Here is a 16,206-nt window from a genome sequence, read left to right as displayed (position 1 = left end):
TCACCCTCTCTCGCGCTGCGAGGCGGCGCTCGGCTCGCTCGGCTGCTGCGCGCCGTCGCGCGGGCGTCGCCATGGCCGCTTCCAGAACGTCGCGGCAGGCGCGGCTGCTGCTGCGGCGGGCTCATCGGGAAGCGCAGCTGCGACGGCGGCGATGGTCCGATTCCGGAAGAAATCCCGGGCCGCGACCTTGAGGCCTTCGCGGCGGGCACGGCTGGTGATCTGGAAGATGCTGAGAGAATCGGCGCCGAGATCGAAGAGGTCGTCGTCGACATCGATGTCCTCGCGCCGCAGCACCTCGCTCCAGATCCGGATCAGCGTCTCCTCCACTGGGGTTCGCGGCGCAGCCTTGTCTGCCGCCTTTTCGGTCTTGGGCGCAGCGCTCTGGGCATCCGGCGCCGGCAGCGCGGCACGGTCGAGCTTGCCGCTCGCGTTCAGCGGCAGGGCCGGCAGGCCGACCCAGGCGGTCGGGACCATGTAGTCCGGCAGGTCCTGCGCCAGCGCCGCCCGCAATTCGGCCGGCGGCGGACTGTCCGTATCCATGACGTAGTAGCAGACCAGTCGCGGCTCGCCCGGCACGTCCTCGCGCAGGATCACCGCCGAGACGATGCCGGCCTTGCGGGCGAGGACAGCCTCGATCTCGCCGGGCTCGATGCGGAAGCCGCGCAGCTTGACCTGATGGTCGAGCCGCCCGAGATGCACGATACGGCCGTCTGGGAGATATTTGGCACGGTCGCCGGTGCGGTAGGCCCTGGCGCTGGTGCCCGGATCGACCGGGTTGGCGATGAAGCTCCTGGCGGTGAGCTTGGGATTGTTGGCATAGCCACGCGCCAGGCCTGCGCCGGCGATCAACAGTTCGCCGGGGATGCCGACGCCGACGGGCTCGTTGTTGCCGTCGACGATGTAGAACTGCGTATTGGCGATCGGCAGGCCGATGGTGACGACCTCGTCCTCCGGCTGGATGCGGGCGACCGAGGACCAGATCGTCGTCTCGGTGGGCCCGTACATGTTCCAGAGCTCGCCGCCGCCTTCGAGCAGCTTGCGTGCGAGGTCGAGCGGCAGCGCTTCGCCGCCGCAGAGCATGCGGAATCCCGGCCGTGAGCGGAAGCCGGCTTCGAGCAGCAGGCGCCAGGTCATCGGCGTCGCCTGCAGCACGTTGGCGCCGCTCTGCTGCAGCCGCGCCAGCAATTCGGCGCCGTCCTTGGCTTCATCCGCGGTCGCGATGGCGACGCGGCCGCCCTGGATCAATGGCAGCAGCAATTCCAGCGCGGCGATGTCGAAGGTCACCGTGGTCACGGCAAGCATCGTGTCCGAGCTGGAGAAACCGGGCTCGCGTGCCATGGCTAGCAGCAGGTTCGACAGCCCGCCATGGCTGACCTCGACGCCCTTCGGCGCGCCGGTCGAGCCAGAGGTGTAGATGACATAGGCGAGCTGGTCGGGGCCGATCGCCGCCGTCCGGATCCCGGCGAGATTCGCCGCGGTCTGGTCGACATCGATCAGCATGAGGTGCTCGTCCGCCTCGACGAGGGCCGGGGCGAGCGGTCCGGCGATCAGGAGCGCGACCGCCTCGGAATCCCGCAGGATCCGCTGGATGCGCGCCTTCGGCATGACGGGGTCGAGCGGCACATAGGAGAAGCCGGCCTTGAGCGCGCCGAGCATGCCGGCGACAAGCGCCGGCGAGCGCTCGATCAGGAGGCCGACGCGACTTTCGGGAGCGTCGACGCGCGCCGTCAGCTCTGCCGCGATCCGGTCCGCCCAGGCGTTCAGGGCGGCATAGGAGAGCTGCTGGTCGCCGCATGACACGGCGATCGCCTCGGGCTGCTGCTGGACCTGGCGTTCGAAGGCCTGGACCGTGCCGTCGTCGCTCTTGAGCGTGACCTGGGTGTCGTTGATGTCGGAGACGAGGCGCTGGCGCTCGTCGCCCTCGATCAGCGGCATCGCCGCGATGATCATGTCGGGATTGGCGACGAAGGCGGCGAGCAGCGTACGGTAATGGCCGAGCCAGCGGTCGATCGTCGCCGCGTCGAAGAGATCGGCGCCATAGCAGCAATCGATGCGTAGGCCATCATCAGATTCGCCGATGTTGAAATAGAGATCGAAGGTGGAGAAGGCCTTGGGGTTCGGCTCGGCGCTGGCTTTGATCGCAGGACCGAAGTCGAGATTGCCGGCGAGCCGCTCGAGATTGAACTGCACTTCGACCAGCGGCAATCGCCCGGAGACCGGCGGGACGCGCAGCCGCTTCAACAGGGCACCGAGTGTGAAGCTCTGATGGTCGTAGGCGTCGAGGACGAGGCGTCCGACCTTGTCGAGATGGGCGCTGAACGGCTCGCCCGGATCGATTCCGCCGCGGATCGGCAGGAAATTGACGCAATGGCCGACGGGTGAGGGGCCTTCGAGCTGCGATTGTCCGGCGGCAGGTACGCCGATGACGAGGTCGCGCTGGCCCGAGAGCCGCAGCAGCAGCACCTGGAAGCCGGCGAAGAGCGTGGCGAAGAGAGTCCGCCGGCGCCTTGCACCCGCCGCCTTCACCTGGCGATAGAGCTCGGCCTCGATGAAGCTCGTGCGCGTGCCGCCATTGAAGCTGCGCGGCGCCTGCCGCGGCCGGTCGGTCGGCAATTCCAGCGGCGCGGGAAGTTCCGCGAACATCTTGGTCCAGTAGGCCGCTGCTTCCTCCGTGCGCGGGTCTTGCCGGGTTTCCGTCGCGTAGTCCGCAAAGGGCATCGCGGCCGGCAGCGCGTCGATGTTTGAGCGATAGGCCGTTGCGATCTCGTCGAGCAGGATATTGGTCGACCAGCCGTCGCAGACGATGTGATGCGCCGACAGGATCAGCACATGCTTCCGCTCGCCGAGCCGGATGATTTCGGCTTCGGCCACTGGCCCTTGCACGAGATCGTAGGGGCGGCTGGCATAGGCTTCGATCCTGGCCTGCAGCGCGGCCTGCGGGTCGGACTCGCCGCGCAGGTCGCTGATCGCGACAGGGAACGTTCCAGAGGACGAGACCTGCATCGTCTCGCCATCGGGCGAGAAGCGCGCATTGAGGATCGCGTGCCGGCCGGCGACCCGCCTGATCGTTTCGGCGAGGCGCAGCGCATCGACATCGCCGTCGAGCGTCAGGCTGACGGATTCGTTGAAGGCTGCGCTGGCCTCGGGGCCGGTCTGGTCCGACAGCCAGATCTCGGTCTGGGCTTCCGTCAGCGGAAGCTCGATCTCCGAAGGCGCAGCTGGCATGTCCGGCGGCAGGCTCTCGGCTGTGGCTCCAGGCAGCATTCCGTCCCGGCGCATCAAAGCGAGGCTGTCTTCGAACGCAGCGATGATCGCCGCGATCTCGGCTTCGCCGTGCTGGGTCGTAAGGAAGCAGGGATAGTGCTCCTGGATGAAGATGCCGCGGGCGCGCAGATGGTAGTGCAGCAGGCTGCCGAGCCGGTGATCGCGGCCGGGCTCGAAATAGGCGACACTGCCATAGCTCTCGATCGGCACGTCCCAGCCGACCTTGGCGAAGGCGCGCCGCAGCGCCTCGACGAGGCCCTGCATGCGCTGCGTAAGGGCGTCGGTCAGCGCCGGCCCCTTTTCCTTGATGTGCCGGAGCACCGCGACCGTCGCCGCCAGCGCCAGCGGATGCCTGACGAAGGTCCCGGCGAAGAATGTGACGCCGACCTCGGGAACGCTGTCGTCGCCGAAGCGCCAGGCGCCGCCATCGAGCGCATCCATGAAGCGCGGGGTGCCTGCCAGCAGGCCGACCGGCAGGCCGCCGCCGACGACTTTGCCATAGGTCGCGAGGTCCGGCTTGATGCCGAGCAGGGCCTGCACGCCGGCCGGATGGACGCGGAAGCCGGTGACGACCTCGTCGAGGACCAGCGCGGTGCCGGCCTGCTCAGTGATGGCGCGCAGCTCCTTGAGGAACGCGACCGGGAGATAGCCCGGCCGGCGGCTCTGTACCGGCTCGACCAGGACGGCGGCGAGCTCATGCGCGTGCTCGCGCAGCCAGGCGAGGCTCTCATCCGTGCCGTAGTCGAGGATGGTCATGCGTCCGACGGCCTCGGCCGGAATGCCCGGAGCCGCCGGCACCGAGCGGTGCTGCTCGCCGACGCCACGGACCAGCACTTCGTCGAACTGGCCGTGATAAGCGCCTGAGAATGCGACGATTCTGTCCCGGCCGGTGACGGTGCGGGCGACCCGCATCGCCGCCATCAACGCTTCGGAGCCGGTGTTGCAGAAGGCGACCCGGGCATGGCCGGTCAGTTCGCAGAACAGCGTCGAGGCCTCATGTGCCAGCGGCGATTGCGGCCCGATCGCGAAGCCGTCATTCAGCTGCGCCTGGACCGCCTCAACGACGAAATCCGGCGCATGGCCGAAGGCGGTCTGGCCGTAGCCATTGACGAGGTCGATATAGACGTTGCCGTCGACGTCCCAGATCCGGGCCCCTTTCGCCCGGGCGGAGACGATCGGATAGACCATCTCCTTCCAGTCGGCCGCGAAGCCGGAAACGGTGCGCGGATCGGCCAGGACCGGCCGGTGCTGGTCGGCGAGGCGCTTCGAGGTCGCGGTCTTGCCGACATAAAGCTTGGTCAGCCGGGCGATATGCGCCCGCTGGGCTTCGGTAAGCGTTTCGCTGCCGGTGCGGATCAGGGGCTTGAACCGGGCAGTCGAGCCGGATGCGGCGCTTGCGGCCGGGGAAGCCGACGCTGGCTTAGACGGCGCGGCCGCCGGCGGCTGCGGGGCGGGCGAGAGCTGCAAGGCCGGCGTTACGGCTGCGATGGCCGGCGCTGCGGGTTGCCCGCTCAGGGTCTGGAGCTGGCGCTCCATCAGGCGCGACATCACGTCGAGCTGCTCGCGCATCAGAGCGTCCAGGCCAGAACCGGCCGGCTGCGCGCTGGCGACCGCGGCTACGGGGGTGATGGGAGCCGACGCGATAGGCGCAGATGCGACCGGCGCCGCCGTCTGAACGATCGCAGCCGGCTTCGCCATTTCCTGCGGGCAAAGCTCGGCAATGTGGCGCGTGACGTCGTCGACGCTCGGGAGATCGTCGAGCAGCTGGCGGAAGCGGATCTGGACGCCGAAGGCCGTCTGCAGGCCCTGCGCGGCCTGCGTCAGCAGCAGCGAGTCGAAGCCGAGCTCGAGGAAGCTCGCGCCGGCCTCCTCCGCGCCGAAGGGTCGCCCCGACAAGTTCTCGAAGATCGCAGCGACCCGGCCGCCGAGCTCCGAACGGCCCAGGGGGATGTCGGTATCAGCATGGGGAGGCATGGCCGGTTCCTGCTCGGGTTGAGTGGGATGAGGTTGAACGGAAGCAGCCGCAGGCGCCGTCGTGGAGCTGGTAGCCAAGACAGCCGGCGCTTCGACCCAGTGCCGACTGCGTTCGAACGGATAGGTCGGGAGCGAGACGCGCTTCGGCTTGCCGGCAGCCTGGTAGGCTGACCAGTCCGGCGCGAGCCCGGCTGTCCAGAGGCGCCCCAGAGCGGCTGCCAGCATGCCTTCGGCATCGCCCTGCGCATCGGGCAGGCAGGAGATGGCGGCCCGGCCCGCACCGGCACCTTGCAACGCGAAACTGGCCAGCGCTGCGCCGGGTCCCACTTCGAGCAGGATGGGCGAGAGGCCACGCGCCAGCGTCGCGATGCCGTCGGCAAAGCGCACGGGTTCGCGGGCGTGCCGCGCCCAATAAGACGGATCGGTGGTCTGTGCGGCGCTGACCCAATCGCCGGTCACGCCGGAGATGTAAGGCAGCTCCGGCGCATTGAGGCGGATGGCCGCGACCGCCTCGGCGAACGGCGCGACCAGCGGGTCGATCATGGCCGAATGGAAGGCGTGCGAGGTCTGCAGGCGGCGATGCGTCACCTTGCGGTGCGCGAGCTCGGCCTCAAGCGCCTCGATCGCCTCGAACGGCCCGGCGAGCACGCCCATGCCGGGCGCGTTGACCGCCGCCACGCTGACGCCGTCCCGTGCGAGCGCCGCGATCTCGGCGTCGGGCAGGCGCACGGCCAGCATCGCGCCGCCGGGCAGCTCCTGCATCATCCGGCCGCGCCTGGCGACGAGCGAGAGGGCGTCTTCGAGCGAGAACACGCCGGCGAGGCAGGCGGCAGCGAACTCGCCGACGCTGTGGCCGATCATGGCGGAGGGCTGCAGCCCCCAGCTCATCAGCAGTTGCGCCAGCGCGTACTCCACCGTGAAGATCGCCGGCTGGGCGAGCAGCGTCGCCGAGAGCTTTTCCGGATCGCCGCCATTGCTCGGATAGAGCAGGCTGCGCAGGTCGAGCCCGAGCTCGGGCTTCAGCAGCTCGCAGCAGAGATCGACGGTCCGGCGGAAGACCGGCTCGCCGGCATAGAGCTCCCGCGCCATCTGCGGGTATTGCGAGCCCTGGCCGGGAAACATGAAGACGAGATCGCCGGCACCGGTCACTGCGGCAGAGCGTTCGGTGTTCAGCTTGCGCAGGGCAATGGCGGCCTCGGCGTGATCGCCGGCGACCACGGCGAGACGGTGCGGGAAGGGCCGTCGCCCCGCCTGCAAGGTGAAGGCGATGTCGGCGAGGCTCTGCTCCGGGTGCGCTTCGATATGCTCCGCCAGCCTGTCCCGCGCCTGCCCGAGCGCCGCGGCGCTGCGGGCCGAAAGCGTCAGCAGCTGGTTGCGGCGGGCTGGCGCCACGGTTTCGCCCGCCGGGGTCTGCTCCAGCACGAGATGGACATTGGTTCCGCCGAAGCCGAAGGCGCTGACGCCGGCCCGGCGTGGCCCGCGCTGTTCGGGCCATTCCTGCCTGTGGTCGGCGATGAAGAACGGGCTGTCGGGCAGCTCCAGCGCCGGATTCGGCTGCGTGACGTGCAGGCTCGCCGGCAGCACCCCGTTCTTAACCGCGAGCGAGGCCTTGATCAGCCCCGTCACACCGGCGGCGGCGTCGAGATGGCCGATATTGGACTTGATCGAGCCGAGCGCGCAGAACCCGCGATCCTCTGTTGTCAGCCGGAAGGCGGCGGTGAGACCGGCGACCTCGATCGGGTCGCCCATCGGCGTGCCGGTGCCGTGGCATTCGACATAGCCGATCGAGCGCGCATCGATATCGGCGGCGGCATGTGCCATGGCGATCGCCGCGGCCTGGCCGTCGACGCTCGGCGCGGTGAAGCCGACCTTGCCTGCGCCGTCATTGTTGACGCCGACACCACGAATGACGGCGTAGATCTGGTCGCGATCGGCGACCGCATCCTCCAGCCGCTTCAGCACGACGAGTCCGGCGCCGCTGCCGAAGATCGTGCCGCTGGCGCTGGCGTCGAAGGCCCGGCAATGGCCGTCCGTCGAGACGATGCCACCCTCCTGGGCGAGATAGCCGCGCCGTTGCGGGAAGGTGATCGAGACGCCGCCCGCCAGGGCCATGTCGCAGCCATGGCAGAGGAGGTTCTGCACGGCCTGGGCGACGGCGAGCAGGGAGGTTGAGCAGGCGGACTGGACGGCGACGCAGGGGCCGGTGAGGCCGAGCTTGTAGCCGATCCGCGTCGCGGTGAAATCCGCAGCCGAGCCGACCAGCAGCGGCAGGTTGCCGATCTGGAAGCCCGAGGTGTAGTCGGCGATCGCCGAGCGGTCGTGCAGCAGGTTCTGCAGCAGATAGGTGCTGGATGTGGCGCCGGCGAAGACTCCGATGCACTGGCCGGGCACTGCGGGGTCGTAGCCGGCATCCTCCAGGGCTTCCCAGGCGCATTCGAGCAGCAGGCGCTGCTGCGGATCGGTGAGCGCGGCCTCGCGCGGCATCATGCCGAAGAAGGGTGCGTCGAACTGGTCGACGCCGTCGAGCACGGGCTTAGCCGCAACGAAGTTCGGGAGCGCGCGCGTCGCTGCGTCGAAGTCGTCCTCGAGTTCGGCGGGGTCGAACCTCGTGATCGACTCCACGCCATCAAGCAGGTTCTGCCAGAGCGTGCCGACATTCGGTGCGCCGGGGAAGCGGCCGGCCAGGCCGATGATCGCGATGGCGCGCTCGGGAAGGTGGTCAGTCATGCGAACCGCCTGTCGACGCGCTGTCGGCGAAGGATGCGGGCAGGCCGCGCGAGCGCAGGCCGCGTTCGCGTGCCGCCGCGAGGCTGCCGAGCACGCTGGGCTTCTGTGGCGTCAGATGGCCGGCCAGCGCCCGTACGTTCGGGTAGCGGTAGAGATCGACCAGAGCGAACCAGGGCAGGTCCCGAACGAGGCGCCGGTGCAGTTCGGCGACGAGCAGGGAATTGCCGCCGAGATCGAAGAAATTGTCGTCGATGCCGACGATGTCGATCTGGAAGATGTCGGCGACGGCGTCGGCGAACCGCCGCTCCATGGCATTGCGGGGCGCAGCATAGGGCGCGGCCGTCTCCGGCCGGGCGCGGCCGGGCGCCGGCAGTGCGGCACGGTCGAGCTTGCCGTTCACGGTCAGGGGGATCTCGGGCACGAAGACGAAGGCTGCCGGCACCATATGCGCCGGCAGCGTCTCGCCGAGGCGAGCCTTCAGCGCCGCGGCCGAGGGGCGTTCCGTGCCATCGGCCACGAGATAGCCGACGAGCCGTTCGTTGCCGTCGTCGGATCGAAGCAACACGGCGGCCTGCCCGATACCGGGATGGGCCATCAGCGCTGTCTCGATCTCGCCCAGCTCGACGCGAAAACCGCGAATCTTCACCTGCTGGTCGGCCCGCCCGAGATACTCGTAATCGTCCTCGTCGACCTGGCGGGCGAGGTCGCCCGAGCGGTAGAGCCGGGCGCCGGGCTCGTCCGGATGCAGCACGAAGCGCGCAGCGTTGAGTTCGGGCCGGTTCAGATAGCCACGAGCCAATCCCGCGCCGGCGACGAAGATCTCGCCGATCTCGCCGCGCGGCACCGGGCGCATGGTCTCGCCGTCGAGCAGCAGCAGCCTGAGGTCCGGGATCGGCCGGCCGATCAGGCTCGACCGCTGTTCCGTATCCGTGGGGGAGAGCGGACGATAGGTGACGTGCACCGTCGTCTCCGTGATCCCGTACATGTTGACGAGATGGGCATGCTCGCCGCGGCGCTGGTACCAGCCGGCGAGGCGGCGCGGATCGAGCGCTTCGCCGCCGAAGATCACCAGCCGCAGTGAGAGCTGGTCGCGTCCGCCGCGGTCATGATCGGCGCGGTCGAGGGCAGCGAAAGCCGACGGTGTCTGGTTGAGCACCGTTACGCCCTCGTCGGCGAGTAGCCGCAAAAAAGCGGCGGGGTCCCGCGTCGTGCTCTCCGGCACGATCACGAGACGCCCGCCGTGAAGCAGCGCCCCCCAGATCTCCCAGACCGAGAAGTCGAACGAGACGGAGTGGAACAGGGTCCAGACATCGCTGGGCCGGAAGCCGAACCAGCCATCCGTCGCACTGAAGAGCCGTGTGACCGCCGCATGTTCGATAGCGACGCCCTTCGGCTTGCCGGTCGAGCCAGAGGTGTAGATCACATAGGCGAGATCGTTGGCCGCAGCCGCGCGCCGCGTCGGCGAAGGGGTCGCCTTGGAGCCTTCGGCCTGATGCGGATCGATCCGTTGCCGGCCGGGCGGCAGCCAGTCGGCGTGCTCGGAGGCGATTATCAGCAAGGCATTGGCATCCTCGACCATGAAGGCGAGGCGCTCGCCCGGATAGGCCGGGTCGAGCGGCAGATAGCCGGCTCCGCTCTTCAGGATCGCGACCAGCGCGACGATGAGGTCGAGCGAGCGCGGCAGGCAGAGCCCGATCATTGCGCCGGGGCCGGCGCCCAACATGGTCAGCTGCCCGGCCAGTCGTTCGGCGCGCGCATCGAGGTCGGCATAGGAGAGTTGGGTCGCGCCGAAGGACAAGGCGACGGCGCGTGGCCGGGCCGCGACTTGCGCGGCAAAGAGATCGACCAGGGTCGCCGGCGCGGCTGGCGCGCTTTGTGGCGCTTCCTGCCGGGCGACTTGTGGGCGGGAGACTCCGGCGAGATCGGGAGCGGCGAACGCCCGGGGCCGGCTACGACGCGGGGCCTGGCGGGCAGCTTTCCTGTCGATGGTCTGTGTCATGCAGGGAAGGCTATGCGCCAAGCCCGCGCGACAACATTGGAGCAGGTGGAGTAACGCCATTCTCCCACGGGGTAGGGGCACGGGGCGGGGATGACGCATGCCAAGCGCGCTCAGCCGGGCGAAGCATGCCCGAAAGGGCCGTGGATGCGGGGGCGTGGTGCGGGGAAGTCAGGATCCTGGATCATCGCGCGTCCGAATGGACGCGATCACGATGATCTATCACTCTGTTATCACGTCGGATTTTCCGAAAGTGGATCTCACTTTTCGGTCGGATGCTGTAGCCGGAAGTAGAGCCCTGAATAGGTCTCGACATGGCATTCCGGATGGAAGGGCACATCGAGGCTGCGGGGCTTCTCCCAGGAATCCACGAGCTCATAGCCGAGCGCGAGCAGGCCATCGATGAAGGCCGTGCGCGCCGGAACGCTGTAGGGGCAGAACGAGACCTGGCCTGTTCGCGTGATCACCGACTGGATCGTCACGAATGAGTGTCGCGCGTGGAGCGGCGTGCGCTGGACGATCAGATGCCGGGGGCGCTTCGGCCAGGCCTTCAGCCGCTCGTGCAGATAGTTCTCCGGCAGGTATTGCAGCGAACCCGCCGCGAGCAGGATCTCCATGCCGCAGCCGTCGTCGACGCTGTTGGTGAAGCGCAGGCGTGGCGTGGGCTGCCGTGCGGCGATCGCCTGTCCTGCCCGGGTGATGTGCGGCAGGTCGAAAACGGTCCAGCGGAAGTCATCGGGAAAGCCGAGATACCGATCGTATTGGCGGAAGGCGTGCCCGACATAGCCACCGAGATCGAGCAGCGTCCGGGCGCCTTCGTCGAGCGCGCCGCGCAGCCAGAACAGCAAGGGGTACTCGGTCGCCGGCATCGGCTCGATTCCGCCGGCCATGGTGGTGTAGTGGGCGATGTCCGCCATAGCGTCATGATCGAAGCCGGACAAGCCGGTCGGCAAGGCGCGCTCGGCCGCCTCGAAGCCGGCAAACCTGCCGCTGTAGCCGCAGTGATAGCGGCCGGCGCGAAAGCGGGCCTCGTAGAGCTTCCGGCGAAGCTGGGCGATGCCGGGCCAGTGCGCCGAGGCCGTGCGAACCGTCAGGCGCAGGCTCTGTTGCCATGTGGCGCTGGCGGACATCGCTCAGGCCTCGCCGGCGCGTTTCGCCTCGGGGCGAGGGCTCGGTTTCAGGGGCGGCGCCTTGCCGCGCGGCGAGACCTCGGCGGTGCCGGCCCGCTCGGGCCGCGGCGCGAAGCCCAGCAGCCTGGCGGCAGGCGTGGCGAAAAGCACGGCCAGGACGAGCAGCAGCAGGGCGACGGTCGCCCGCAGGCGGGAAGGGGCCGGCGCGCTGTGCGAGGCGGGTGTGGAAGAGGTCGAGGATTGTGCCGCCTTGTTCGGATTTGGCGGGGGTGGTGCCCGCCGCGCGGGTGCACCGAACACGGCCTTGGTCAGCTCCGCGCCGCCTTCGTCGATAGCGAGCCAGTGCTTCGCGAAGGCGGAGTTCCGGACCGCCGGAAGCAAGGGGGCGGTGCGTGCGCTGCTGCCATCATCCCGGCTGTGCTTCTCCGAACTCGTCAAGACTGCCTCCGTCCTGGCCGGGAGAGGGCTTGCTCTCGCCCTCGCCTCGAGATCGCCCGATCATTGAACTGGATCGCGCTCGGCGTCGTCGACAGCTGCCCTTTCAGGCATGGCGGCGCGGCCGGCTCGAGCCGTGACGGGGTCATTGCTGGCTGGCGAGGCCGGTAAGCTGGCGTACCGGCGTCTTTGCCGCCTCCCCGGGAATGGAACTCTCCGCGGCGCGCGTCTTCGGGTTCACCTGGACGACATCGCCGGGTTGAAGGGTGGTTTCGAAATTCGCATGGAGCGTCACCGGCGCGAGGCCGGCCTGCCGCGTGATCCTGATGTCCCAATCCGCTGCGGCGCCGGAGCCCTGGCTCGCCACCACCCGGCGGCGCCGGCTTTCGGCGATCTCGCGCGCGGTCGGCAGGCTGCGCTCGACCTCGAGGATCTTCTGCCGGGTGTCCTGCAGCTCAAGCACGACGCGGCGCATATAGGTGGTGTCGAGCTCACGCAGCCGCAGCGTCAGCTCGCCGAGCGCCGTCTCGCTCTTGGCCAGCTCTGCCCTCAGGCGCGCCGCTTCGCCCTGCGTGCGGGCATAGTCGCGCTCGCGCTCGACCTGGACGGTGCGCAGGCCATGGCCGGTCGTCGCCAGCTTGTTGTATTCGGTCGACTGCTCGCGCGTCAGCTCGACCTGCCTCTCGACCAGTCGGGCTTGCTCGGTCAGGGCGGCCTTTTCGGACTGGAGCCGCGCGACCTGCTGGCTCAGCAAGTCACGCTCGCCCTCGCGGGCCCGCCGCTGGAAGTCGAGGATCTCCTGCTCGCCGGCCAGGATCTGGGCGCTGCCTGCGCTTCGTGCATCGGCCACGAGCTGCTTGACGCCGTCGCGCTCGGCTTCGAGGCGCTGGCGGCGTGCCGTCAGCGTCTGCAGCGAGGCGGTGAGCAGCTGCTCGCGCTCGTCGGCGAGCAGGAGCTCGGATTTGAGCACGGCGATCGACTCGTCGCCGACCCGATAGCCGCCGGCCAATGCGACCGCCGCGAGGATGTTGAGCCCGTGCCGGAAGGGATAGGTTCCCGGCGAGCGCACCTCGCCCATGATGTAGACCGGCTTCAGCTCGGCGATCCGCAGGCTGACCACGGCATCCTTGAGGTAACCGTCCATGAGGCCGCTGCGGATCCTTGCTTCCGCCTCCATCGCCGTGAGGCCTGCGACCTTGATGCGCCCGGCGAGCGGCATGTTGACCGCGCCGGAGCCGTCGAGGACGAAGTCGCCGGAAAGGTCCGTCTGGCCGAAGACCGAGATCGTGACCTTGTCGCCGATCGAGAGCGTCTCGGCCGCCTCGCGCTCGGCGGCCGAGACGGTCGCGACCAGGATGAGTGTCCAAGCCACCAGCGCCAGGATGAGCGGCTGGAGCCGATGCCATCCCGACGGGGCGGCGAGAGCCACGGCGCGCGAGGCATGGTGAGATTTCCGAGGGTGGATTGACGTGCCCAAAGCCGGCTCCGACCGTCTTGCCCGCAGAGGGGCGATGCGATGCCGGCAGGATGTCAGGGCAGGGCCACTTTCCGCATTGGCATTCGGGCCAAGGCGTGTCGCTACCGGATTAATCCCATTGTCGAGCGCGGCAGCCATCCTCGGGCGGGGGTGCCGTTCGCGTCGCCTGGGAGTAGCCCTTCCTTGTTGGCGCCGAGGCGCTCACCTCCCAAAAGCGTCCTTTGAGAAGGCGGCGCTTGCAGCAAAGCTTTTGGCTCCCTCCCGTGCACGATCCGGCGGAGCTCAGACATGCAGAAGCGTATCCTCGTCACTGGCGGCGCCGGCTTCGTTGGCTGCCACCTCTGTGAACGGCTGGTCGCCCAGGGGCACCAGGTGATCGCAGTCGACAACTACTATACCGGGCGCCGCGAGAACCTGACGGCGTTGCTCGGCCTGCCCAATTTCGAGGCGCTCAGGCACGATGTGACCTTCCCGCTCTATCTCGAGGTCGACGAGATCTACAATCTCGCCTGTCCGGCCTCGCCGGTGCATTACCAGCGCGACCCCGTGCAGACCACGAAGACCAGCGTCCTCGGCGCGATCAACATGCTCGGCATGGCCAAGCGGCTCGGCATCCCGATCCTGCAGGCATCGACCAGCGAGATCTACGGAGACCCGGACGTCCATCCGCAGGTCGAGGATTATCGCGGGCTCGTCAGCATCAGCGGGCCGCGCGCCTGCTATGATGAAGGCAAGCGCTGCGCCGAGACGCTGTTCTACGACTACAAGCGGCGCCATGGCGTCGAGATCCGCGTCGCCCGCATCTTCAACACCTACGGACCGCGGATGAATCTGGAGGATGGCCGCGTCGTCTCCAACTTCATCGTCCAGGCGCTGCGCAACGAGCCGATCACGCTCTATGGCGATGGCCGCCAGACCCGCGCCTTCTGCTTCGTCGACGACCTGGTCGAAGGCCTGATGCGGCTGATGAACGTGACCCAGCCTTTGGACAGCGCGGTCAATCTCGGCAATCCGGTCGAGACCTCCATGGCCGAGATCGCCGATCTGATCATCTCGCTGACCGGCTCGCGCTCGCCGATCGTGTTCAGGCCGCTGCCGCAGGACGACCCGCGCCAGCGCTGCCCCGACATCAGCAAGGCGCAGGAGCTGCTGCACTGGCGGCCCAAGGTGTCCCTGCAGGACGGGCTGAAGCGGACAATCTCCTATTTCGAAGGCGTGCTGTCGAGGATGCAAGACCCCGTGCGCCGGGTCGAGGTCGCGAGGGCGAACTCGTGACGCAGGACGGCACGCTTCCCCGCGCCCGCATCATGGGCGTCAACGTCAGTGCCATCACCATGGCGGACGCCCTCGGCGCGGTCGAAGGCTGGATAGCCCGCAAAGATCGGAACTATGTCTGCATCACCGGCGTCCACGGCGTGATCGAGAGCCAGTCGGATCCCAGGCTCATGGCGATCCATGAGCGCGCGGGGATGGCAACGCCCGACGGCATGCCGCTGGTCTGGATGGCCCGCAAGCTCGGCTATGACCGGACCGAGCGGGTCTACGGCCCGGACCTGATGCTGCGGCTCACGGCGTTGTCGGCCGAGAAGGGCTATCGCCAGTACTATTTCGGCGGCGCGCCCGGCCTTGCCGACCGCCTGCGCGAGCGTCTCGCCGCGCGCTTTCCCGGGCTCGCCGTCGTGGGCACCTTCTCGCCGCCCTTCCGGCCTTCCTCGGCGGAGGAGGACGAGGAGATCGTGCGCATGATCAACGCCGCCAAGCCGGACATCGTCTGGGTTGGGCTCAGTACGCCCAAGCAGGAATACTGGATGGCGGCGCACCTCGACCGGATCGAGGCGCCGGTCATGATCGGCGTTGGCGCCGCCTTCGATTTCCTCGCCGGCACCAAGCGCCAGGCCCCGGCCTGGATGCAGAAGCGCGGGCTCGAATGGCTGTTCAGGCTGCTCTCGGAACCGCGGCGGCTCTGGCGCCGCTACGGCAAGATCGTACCGCATTTCATGCTCGGCGCCAGTCTGCAACTGCTCCGGCAGAAGACCGTGCTCGCTGCTGGCTCGAAGAGGTCGATCTAACCCCAACAGATAACTAGTCCCAAAAGGGTTATAGTTCCGTTTAACCACCTGATTTAAAAAGATAAAAACGCTATCACTGAGTTCCATTCTTCAGTGGAGCGAAGTAATGTCCAAGAAATCTGTGCTGGTTACCGGTGCTGGCGGCTTTATCGGCTTCCATCTTGTCAATTACCTCAAGGATCGCGGCTATTGGGTTCGAGGGGTCGACATCAAGGACCCCGAGTATCAAGCCAGCGCGGCGGACGAGTTCCGCATCCTGGACCTGCGCGAGATGGACGATTGCCGCGAGGCGGTCCAGGGCATGGACGAGGTCTACAATCTCGCCGCCGACATGGGCGGTATCGGCTACATCTCCGGCGCGCACGCCTCGATCACCTTCAACAACACGATGATCAGCGCGCAGATGCTGAAGGCGGCCTACGACGCCAAGGTCCAGCGCTTCCTGTTCTCGTCTTCGGCCTGTGTCTATCCGCAATATCTCCAGGATGTGCCCTCGGTCGTGCCGCTGAAGGAGGACGATGCCTTCCCCGCAGATCCCGAACCAGGATACGGGCTGGAAAAGCTCTACACCGAGAAACTGTGCGAATACTTCACGCAGGACTACGGTTTCCAGACCCGATTGGTCCGCTTCCACAATGTCTATGGGCCGCTCGGCACCTGGGACGGCGGCAAGGAGAAGGCGCCGGCTGCCATCTGCCGCAAGGTCGCGATGGCGAAGTCGGGCGAGACGATCGAGGTCTGGGGCGACGGCAAGCAGACCCGCTCCTTCATGTACATCGACGACTGCGTCGAGGGCATCTACCGCATCATGCGCTCTGACTATTCCGGGCCGCTCAACCTCGGCACGGACGAGCTGGTCGATGTCAGCGGGCTGGTCGACATCATCGCCGGCATCTCCGGAAAGACGATCCATAAGCGCTTCAACACCAATCGTCCGCAAGGCGTGCGCGGTCGCAACAGCGACAACAACCGCCTGCGCGAGGTCCTCGGCTGGGAACCGTCGATCCATCTCAGCCAGGGGCTGATCCCGACCTATGCCTGGATCTCGGGCGAGGTGAAAGCGCGGGCCGAGCGCGAGGCCGGCATCGCGCACATTCCGACGATCGCGGCGCAATAGCGCCGCCTTTCCGCCTG

At 68.1% G+C, this 16,206-nt stretch carries 8 protein-coding genes; 3 read left to right on the top strand and 5 right to left on the bottom strand.

Annotation, left to right across the window (positions count from 1 at the left end; all coding sequences use genetic code 11):
• The 5 genes from BMZ21_RS02775 to BMZ21_RS02755 form a co-directional block, all read right to left on the bottom strand.
• The gene (locus BMZ21_RS02775) at positions 1-7,965 is read right to left on the bottom strand and encodes a hybrid non-ribosomal peptide synthetase/type I polyketide synthase (RefSeq protein ID WP_091829525.1); all 7,965 of its coding nucleotides are present in this window, start codon (positions 7,963-7,965) and stop codon (positions 1-3) included.
• Positions 7,958-9,964, bottom strand: a complete 2,007-nt coding sequence (locus BMZ21_RS02770; RefSeq protein ID WP_167561500.1) for an amino acid adenylation domain-containing protein — start codon at positions 9,962-9,964, stop codon at positions 7,958-7,960. Before BMZ21_RS02770 ends, BMZ21_RS02775 begins: the two co-directional genes overlap by 8 nt.
• A gap of 257 nt (positions 9,965-10,221) precedes the next feature.
• Positions 10,222-11,091, bottom strand: coding sequence for a methyltransferase, TIGR04325 family (locus tag BMZ21_RS02765; RefSeq protein ID WP_091829521.1), 870 nt, complete (start codon positions 11,089-11,091; stop codon positions 10,222-10,224).
• A gap of 3 nt (positions 11,092-11,094) precedes the next feature.
• A complete protein-coding gene (locus BMZ21_RS02760; protein WP_143079638.1) occupies positions 11,095-11,529 on the bottom strand; it encodes a hypothetical protein in 435 nt (144 codons plus the stop codon).
• A 142-nt stretch (positions 11,530-11,671) separates the two neighbouring features.
• Positions 11,672-12,898 (bottom strand): polysaccharide biosynthesis/export family protein, encoded by a 1,227-nt coding sequence (locus tag BMZ21_RS02755; protein WP_167561499.1) that lies wholly within the window; start codon positions 12,896-12,898, stop codon positions 11,672-11,674.
• 393 nt (positions 12,899-13,291) lie between these two features.
• On the opposite strand from BMZ21_RS02755, the gene BMZ21_RS02750 reads away from it, so the two are divergent.
• The 3 genes from BMZ21_RS02750 (at position 13,292) to BMZ21_RS02740 (ending at position 16,189) form a co-directional block, all read left to right on the top strand.
• Entirely contained in the window at positions 13,292-14,278 is a 987-nt protein-coding gene (locus BMZ21_RS02750; protein WP_091829515.1) for a UDP-glucuronic acid decarboxylase family protein, read from the top strand.
• Positions 14,279-14,310: 32 nt separating this feature from the next.
• Positions 14,311-15,072, top strand: a complete 762-nt coding sequence (locus tag BMZ21_RS02745) for a WecB/TagA/CpsF family glycosyltransferase (protein WP_091830526.1) — start codon at positions 14,311-14,313, stop codon at positions 15,070-15,072.
• 106 nt (positions 15,073-15,178) lie between these two features.
• Positions 15,179-16,189: an NAD-dependent epimerase/dehydratase family protein gene (locus BMZ21_RS02740; RefSeq protein WP_091829513.1), complete on the top strand. Its 1,011-nt coding sequence runs from the start codon at positions 15,179-15,181 to the stop codon at positions 16,187-16,189.
• Positions 16,190-16,206 lie beyond the last annotated feature (17 nt).

The sequence above is a fragment of the Allobosea lupini genome (genome assembly GCF_900109525.1).
Taxonomy (GTDB): domain Bacteria; phylum Pseudomonadota; class Alphaproteobacteria; order Rhizobiales; family Beijerinckiaceae; genus Allobosea; species Allobosea lupini.
The sequence above is the reverse complement of the archived record's forward strand: the minus strand, read 5'-3'. Positions and strand labels throughout refer to the sequence as shown.

Coding starts and splice junctions, on each gene's coding strand:
- BMZ21_RS02775 (WP_091829525.1), bottom strand. CDS start 7,965: ATGACTGACCACCTTCCCGAGCGCGCCATCGCGATCATCGGCCTGGCC.
- BMZ21_RS02770 (WP_167561500.1), bottom strand. CDS start 9,964: ATGACACAGACCATCGACAGGAAAGCTGCCCGCCAGGCCCCGCGTCGT.
- BMZ21_RS02765 (WP_091829521.1), bottom strand. CDS start 11,091: ATGTCCGCCAGCGCCACATGGCAACAGAGCCTGCGCCTGACGGTTCGC.
- BMZ21_RS02750 (WP_091829515.1), top strand. CDS start 13,292: ATGCAGAAGCGTATCCTCGTCACTGGCGGCGCCGGCTTCGTTGGCTGC.
- BMZ21_RS02745 (WP_091830526.1), top strand. CDS start 14,311: ATGGGCGTCAACGTCAGTGCCATCACCATGGCGGACGCCCTCGGCGCG.
- BMZ21_RS02740 (WP_091829513.1), top strand. CDS start 15,179: ATGTCCAAGAAATCTGTGCTGGTTACCGGTGCTGGCGGCTTTATCGGC.